Raw genomic sequence first — 7,076 nt, 5'->3', positions numbered from 1 at the left:
TCAGTATATGGTTTCTGTTTTGGCGGCGGCTCTCCCTAACTCAACTCTCTCATAGAATCCATTTGTCAATAGGGTTTGAGACGCGCTAACCCTGCATATTTATAGGCTGTCTTCTGATAAATTATTACTATTGGAGTATGAAAAATATCCTAGTGTAGGTTAAACACAGTACAAAATAAAATCATTGGGTGAATCACTCTCTTGAACAATCTTGAGACGTATAAATTGCGCCCATACTTCATCACTAAGTAAGTTGAAAGCAGTTTCGGGATTGTTAATTGCGATCGCGCCGATAACTTTACGCCATCCCTGTTGCAATAACTCAATAAAAGCCTCTTCAATAGAAACTTGACTCAGCAACGAAAGTGCAGTTTTAAAACTTGCTGAATCACCTGATAAGTTTTTCGACTTTAATCCCTGTATTGCAACATTCAACCATACAGGCAAAAGTTCAAGCCAATTATTTTTCTGTATCTCTTTGAGTGCAATATCTTCCATACCTAGCGCACCCCACACACATAAAGACTCTACAGCCATTTTAGAATCGCGGTTTTCTAGAGCATTTTGCCATAATTTTTGAGCGTGATTTTGAAAGCGATTAGCAAGAAATTCATAAGCTTCCTGGACTTGGAGGGGAATTGTCACTTTATAAACTGACTCATTTCGTGGTAGGTAATCGCCGCGATAGGATAACCAGTTATGAGATCCACAAAGATATATTTCTCGATCAACTATTACTTCTTTGATATGGGAATCTCCCAACCAAAAAACCTGTACAGATGGTAAACCATCAGGTGTTTTTATCGCTCGAAGTTTTTTTTCTAATTCTGGTGGAATTGGTTTATCTTCATCTTCTTGTTGCTGCGCAATTCCATATCCAATTAAAATCCAAATTCCGTGATTAGCTAATTTCTGTAAAAGAGTTAGAAATTTTTCATTGACAACTGCCTGATTCACCCAAGGAGAGTAAATCATAACTTGACTTTTAGCCGAATTTAAAACTTCTATAAAAGCTTGAGCAATTTGCCCATCGCGTAACTGTATTGCTTCACCTACCACTGTAGAATTATCTATTTTTACATTGTTTACTGTGGCAGCTTCCAGCGCCTTTTGGCGAATATTTTCGAGTCTAGCTTCTATTTGAGTATTTTTCTGCTTGAGAATCACTTCACGTTCAAATTTTATGGTTTCGGTTGACAATTTACATAACGCTTGCAAAGATATTTTACCTTCAATGTGTAAAAATTCTAACCAATTTGATGCTGGCTCTAAAATTTGCTTGCCATTTCTTATTTGAATGCTCAATTTATCTTCAAGAGCATCAAAAATAACGAAAAGTGATATCTTTTTCCAAAATTTTTGAGTCGAAGCTAGCACCTTGCAGGAAGTGACGATTTTTCCCTCTTCTGGTACATGAAGTGCTAAATCTGAAGTTTGAATTATTTTTTGGATTTCCTCAAACGGTAAGGAAGCAATATCAGCAATTGCATTATCAATAGTTATGAATTCTGCCAAATCAGGCAAATTTATCAGTGTCTCGTTTAATGATTCAAATTGAAAGGTTATCTTGTTACTTAAAGGGTCTGTAATAGCATTAATTTGTATAGGATATGGCGGTTGTGGTACAGACCCTTTCTCATAAAATGAGCGACCTTCAGGAGTAACTGTTAGTGGTGATGTTGCTGATAAAGTTTGTAAGGAACGAAGAGTTGTAGTAGTAGTTTTAATAAATACAGAATCAAGCCCAAGTACAGATGCTAATTCATCTTCTGTTGGCGGAGGTTGAAATTCAATAGCAGCGCGGATAATAAATTCTTCGAGTACGTTAAACTGGCGGGGTTCCTTGATATTTAGTTCTACAGGAGTTTGCCGCAAACTATAACGGAATTCACGCGCTGCTAAAACTGATAAACTTGGGCTTTGCGCTTCTATTTCGTCTACAAAATTCTTGAGATTGTCATCAATTGGTTTAGCAGAAGAGGCTAGAAACATCAACGTAACAAGATTGGATAATTCAATTTGTACAAATACTTGTAACCATGAGGCAAACTACTTTTATGCTTTCAACAAGCCTTGGCGACAACTAGCCCACCAAGCAAATCCAGCACCAGGCACAAACATTAGCAGACCATAAATTGCTCCAGGAATGGCTATTGTGGGAGTATTCAGCAGTGTAGGTGTAGAAGCGATCGCCAGTGTCCCATTTTGAATTCTTACTTCTACTGTAATTGCTGTAACGCCTTTTTCTCCTAATCGGGTTAAAGTAGCGATCGCAAAACCTAAAGCCATTGCAACCACATTCAAAACTAGAGTTGCCCAGCCTACATCTTATGACAAGCGATCGATCATTAGACCCCCTTGAGCTAAATTGAGCATCAAGTCATATTTGCTTTCAGGGTAACTGAAAGTTTGAGAGACTTCAAAACCCTTCATTTGTATGAAGGGTTTTGACATCAGGTCACGGGAATCACTTTACACAATTCTTGGAACAGTAAGTTTACTACTTTACTCATGAGCTTTCCCTGAATATGTTTACCACCTAGCAGCTTCTCACCCTGTTGTAGGTGCAAGGGAGAAAATCTCGATTTGCAGGATCGTTGAGTTTGGCGTTCATAGAGTTGCGCTCGCAGTTCTGACTTCATCATGCCAGAGTTAAACTGTACCTGTACTTAGTTATAAAGCAATACGCTTGGCTTTGTGAAAAACTTTAGTAGCAGATTATATTTTGGTTTTCGTGAGTTTTTGAAACCCAACATTTTAAGCCTATCACGCTACTACAAATATTATTGAGTGTTTAACCAAACCTGATATTAGAGATAATTTATAAAGTTATAAATCAAATGAGCTATAGGGTGGAATAGCACTTACTTAAACTAGATTTAGATACCCGACTTATTGAATAAATCGGGTATCTGAACAACAAGTTGGGTTATTAGAAGGATGGAGCATACAACTTATCGCCGACAATCTGGCGAATTGTCTCTACTATTTGGCTGTATGCAAAGTTAGATAAAACTGGTTGTGCTGTTTGCAAGTAAATCGATCGATCTAAATCAATCCATGACTTGCAGCCAGCGTATTTGGCGTAATAGGGAATTTCTTGCTCTTGCGGTAGTTTATATGTCCGCAGAAGCAGAATATAAAGGGGTTGACGTGCTTTCCATTTGAGGCGATCGCTAATAAAATGCTCGTTCCAAATATGGAAAGGAAGTAAGGTGTTGACAATAGACTCGTCACTCACTGGCAAAATATCTGTAATTTCAGCCCAACTGCCAATGCGAACTGTTTCAGGATGCCAGCCTGATGTTACTGGATAGACATTGTTGGCATACTCAGCTTTCAGCATGAAAGCTTGTTGATGCTCATAAGTAGGGTAAAGCAAAATTTGCTTGTGGGCAACTTGGAAATGTCCATGTCGTTCGTGGATACCGCCTTTGCGGAGCAACATAATTGTTTTGCCATCTTCCAAGGCATTTATGGCAACTGCCCATTCTTTGAGCGCATGAAAAGTTGTAGTCAATTCCATTGGTATCTACTGTAACTCTGATTTAATTTGAAGCTAAGACTGATAAAGTATGAACCTGTCCAAGGGAATGAATTAGGAAGCAGTTATGGAAAAGCGAGCGCTAGGTACAAGTGAAGTCAAAATCACACCCATTCTGATGGGAACTTGGCAAGCTGGTAAAAGAATGTGGGTGGGAATAGAGGATGCTGACTCGATTAAAACCATCCGAGCCGCTTATGAAGCTGGTATCACCACAGTTGATACTGCTGAAGCTTATGGTGAAGGACACTCTGAGCGAATTGTCGCTGAAGCTTTATCTGATGTACGAACTCACGTGGAATATGCCACGAAAGTTTTTGCTAACCATCTTAAGTATGAACAAGCGATCGAAGCTTGCGATCGTTCCTTAACTAACCTGAAAACTGATTACATCGATCTTTACCAAATACATTGGCCCTCCGGCGCTTTCAATAGTGAAATAGTACCTATCGAAGAAACTATGAGCGCTCTTAACCTGCTCAAAGAGCAAGGTAAAATTCGAGCAATCGGTGTTTCCAATTTTTCTGGCGTCCAGTTAGCAGAAGCAGCAAGTTATGGACGTATTGATAGTTTACAACCACCCTATTCTTTATTCTGGAGACAGGTAGAACAAGATGCATTGCCCTATTGTATCGAAAACAATATTTCTATCCTTGCTTATTCGCCTTTAGCTCAGGGGTTGTTAACAGGAAGATTTGCTCTCGGTCATAAATTTGACCCAACAGATAACCGTGCTAAAAATAAACTGTTTCAAGGCGAAAACTTTGAACGTGCCCAAGAAGCGCTAGAAAAACTGCGTCCTATAGCCCTTCTTCATAATTGTACCCTTGCTCAGTTAGCTTTAGCCTGGTTAATTGCTCAACCTCAAACAAATGCGATCGCTGGAGGGCGTTATCCCGAACAAGCACGAGACAATGCATTAGCCGCCCAAATCAAGCTTTCTACCGCCGAATTGGCAGAAATTGATGCCATTGGCCGTATTGTCACCGACCATCTGGATGACAATCAGATTATGTGGAATTGATGACAATGCAGTTTGGTTACTATGCTTAATCTATCCAAGATCCCTTTAACTTTCTTCAAAAGAGGGTTGGGGATCAAATTTCTGGCTCTAGATTGCAGAATCTAACAAAACGTCAACTTTAGTTAACCAAGGGTTGCAACTCACAAATTAAGTGATAATTTAGATGGTAGGACACCGAACAAAATAAAACCAAACAAAAAGGGTTAATGACTTAGTGTCCCCTTGTCATCAGCCCAAGCAAATTTCAGCAGATCAAATGTAATAGAAGTGGCAGAAAGCCTAATGTAAAGGGCAAAGCCAAATCCTAAAGCGGAAAAACGCAAGAATGCTGAGTTTGTTAGTTTTTCAGTCCACCCTAGTTATTAACCTTCAGTTAGTTAATTAGTTTAAAATTTGAAACCTGTAAACTCGATAAAACCTGGTCAAGCTTGACCAGGTTTTTGGTATTTTATTGTAATATGATTTTCTCGGTACGGCAGCGAGTGCCAGTGGGGCTTTGTTGGGTTGCACTTTGCTTAACCCAAGCTACAATTTTTCACAAAGCCAAGCGTCTTGGATAGACTCTAGCTAATTTTCCAGCAGGGAATAAAATAGTACAGCAACATATCCTGCTAGGAGAATTTGATGAAAAATTATCGCTTTTTAAATAAAATTACTACAGCTATGATTGTAGCTGTCCTTTCTTTTTCGTGTAAGTCTTCTGTTAGTAGAAATGCAGAACAGGCAAAAGCAACTGAAAAACCGAAGCCACAACCAAATCTTATCTATGGCGATTTAATTATTAAAGAACAATCAGATTATCTGATGATTCCTGTTAGTCTTGCAGAGCAGAATGAAGATAAAGGAATTGATTTAAGCCTTTCACGTTCTTATGAGAATGAAAGAAATAATCAATTGTATAACATCATCTTTTATCAAAAGCAAGGTAATGAAGCTCATCTTTTATTAAATAAAAAAGCCATTATCACCTCCTTCGATTTATTGGAGGTAAAAGCGGCAGAGAAGCCAACCACCAGAGTTTGGTTATATAAAATCATTGACCAAGATACAAATACAGATAAAAAACTTAACAGCGAAGATGCTACTATTGGCTATCTTTCTGATTTATCAGGTAAGAACCTCCAGCAAATTACCCCAAATAATACTCGAATAATCAGTTGGGTTGTTGTTCCAAGTCAAAATGCAATTTTTCTAAAAATTATCAAAGACTCGGATAATGATAAAAAGTTTACAAAAGAAGATAAAACAAATTTTGTGAGGGTTAACCTCGATAAAATCGGTATGGGAACTGAAATTATTAGTGACCAAATAGAGCAAGAAATTAAATCCTACGTTTTTAAATAAGCTTATTAGTAGTAAGCAGTTGAAGCCGCTTACTACAAAGCTTTAATCATTCATGTTCGCTTATTTAGACAAAACCCAATCGCGTAAAAGTTGATTTACTCCATCAGGTACTTCATCATGAGGACAATGACCTGCTGTTAAGAAATGCTCTGTGAGTTGAGGACAATATTGACGAAACTTTTGAGAACGCTCTCTAGCATTCATCCACGGATCGGCTTCTCCCCATAACATCAACAGAGAACAAGTTAATTGCTTTAGTAGTACATCAACTTTTTCCCCTTGAGGACTACTAAAAACTGAAACAAATACATCCAATGCACCCGGATCAAAAGCAGGACGATAAATTTCTTCTACCAATTGGTCTGTAACTGCACTTTTATCAAGGTATACCTTTTCTAGAGTTTGGCGAATTACCCAACGTTGTCGTACATATTGAAATAACACAAACTGAGCTAAAGGTTGTTGAAAAATCCATTTAACTGAATCACCCAAAAGTTTCTCTAAAGAAGAGGGTTTTTTGGGTGGCTGAATTTCGCTTTGCAAAGCTTCCGGTTCAGATGTTGGCTGGTTTTCGCTAAAAGGCCCGGCACTATTGAGCAAAACTAATCCAGCTGCACTGTCAGGACGTTGTGACGCAACACATAAGCAAGCATAACCACCAAGAGAATTACCTGCTAATACTGCTTTTTGACCAATCACTTCGCTGATAAAATCATGAAGTTGGTCGCGCCACAAGTCGCCACTGTACTGCAATTTTGGTTTTGCCGATCGCCCGAATCCCAAAAGGTCGATCGCAAATACTTCAAAATCTTGACACAATCCTGTGATATTCTTGCGCCAGTGGTCTGTGGAAGCACCAAATCCATGTACCAAAAGCAAGGGCGGACGTTGCGTTTGTTTCTCTCCCGCACGCACGTAGTAAACGTTGTGCCCGCGCCACTGCCAATATTTGCCAGGAATTGGAGTTGTAGAGGAGGCTGTAGTTACCTGCATGATTTAAAGAAATGTTAAGGAGCTTTTAATAATTGTAGGCTAGGTGGGGAGTGGGGAGCAGGGGAGCAGGGGAGATAAATGACAAATGACAAATGACAAATGACAAATGACAAATGACAAATGACAAATGACAAATGACAAATGACAAATGACAAATGACAAATGACAAAT

The 7,076-nt window shown here is 38.8% G+C and carries 6 protein-coding genes; 2 read left to right on the top strand and 4 right to left on the bottom strand.

The features are described from left to right. Positions 1–159 precede the first annotated feature (159 nt). From V7K41_RS22385 to V7K41_RS22375, 3 genes are all read right to left on the bottom strand, one after another. Complete coding sequence (locus tag V7K41_RS22385; protein WP_334851734.1) at positions 160–1,992, bottom strand: hypothetical protein; 1,833 nt, start codon at positions 1,990–1,992, stop codon at positions 160–162. Positions 1,993–2,055: 63 nt separating this feature from the next. Continuing rightward, positions 2,056–2,289 (bottom strand): hypothetical protein, encoded by a 234-nt coding sequence (locus V7K41_RS22380; RefSeq protein ID WP_334851732.1) that lies wholly within the window; start codon positions 2,287–2,289, stop codon positions 2,056–2,058. A gap of 643 nt (positions 2,290–2,932) precedes the next feature. Continuing rightward, on the bottom strand, positions 2,933–3,526 hold the full coding sequence (locus tag V7K41_RS22375; protein ID WP_442943251.1) for a DUF1802 family protein: 594 nt from the start codon (positions 3,524–3,526) through the stop codon (positions 2,933–2,935). A gap of 85 nt (positions 3,527–3,611) precedes the next feature. Between V7K41_RS22375 and V7K41_RS22370 the strand changes: the two genes are divergently transcribed. Both V7K41_RS22370 and V7K41_RS22365 read left to right on the top strand, forming a co-directional pair. After that, positions 3,612–4,568, top strand: coding sequence for an aldo/keto reductase (locus V7K41_RS22370; protein WP_334851730.1), 957 nt, complete (start codon positions 3,612–3,614; stop codon positions 4,566–4,568). Between the two features lie 624 nt (positions 4,569–5,192). Next, positions 5,193–5,912 carry a hypothetical protein gene (locus V7K41_RS22365; protein WP_334851729.1) on the top strand — a complete coding sequence of 240 codons (720 nt, stop codon included), beginning with the start codon at positions 5,193–5,195 and terminating at the stop codon, positions 5,910–5,912. 60 nt (positions 5,913–5,972) lie between these two features. On the opposite strand, the gene V7K41_RS22360 is transcribed toward V7K41_RS22365, so the two are convergent. Next, entirely contained in the window at positions 5,973–6,905 is a 933-nt protein-coding gene (locus V7K41_RS22360) for an alpha/beta fold hydrolase (protein ID WP_334851727.1), read from the bottom strand. Positions 6,906–7,076 lie beyond the last annotated feature (171 nt).

The organism is Nostoc sp., assembly GCF_036917415.1.
GTDB lineage: Bacteria > Cyanobacteriota > Cyanobacteriia > Cyanobacteriales > Nostocaceae > Nostoc.
This window is presented reverse-complemented; position numbering and strand designations above follow the sequence as displayed.

What these genes read in the sequence shown, in the direction of transcription:
- V7K41_RS22380 (WP_334851732.1), bottom strand. Translation starts at nt 2,289, where the DNA reads ATGGCTTTAGGTTTTGCGATCGCTACTTTAACCCGATTAGGAGAAAAA.
- V7K41_RS22385 (WP_334851734.1), bottom strand. Translation starts at nt 1,992, where the DNA reads ATGTTTCTAGCCTCTTCTGCTAAACCAATTGATGACAATCTCAAGAAT.
- V7K41_RS22370 (WP_334851730.1), top strand. Translation starts at nt 3,612, where the DNA reads ATGGAAAAGCGAGCGCTAGGTACAAGTGAAGTCAAAATCACACCCATT.
- V7K41_RS22360 (WP_334851727.1), bottom strand. Translation starts at nt 6,905, where the DNA reads ATGCAGGTAACTACAGCCTCCTCTACAACTCCAATTCCTGGCAAATAT.
- V7K41_RS22375 (WP_442943251.1), bottom strand. Translation starts at nt 3,526, where the DNA reads ATGGAATTGACTACAACTTTTCATGCGCTCAAAGAATGGGCAGTTGCC.
- V7K41_RS22365 (WP_334851729.1), top strand. Translation starts at nt 5,193, where the DNA reads ATGAAAAATTATCGCTTTTTAAATAAAATTACTACAGCTATGATTGTA.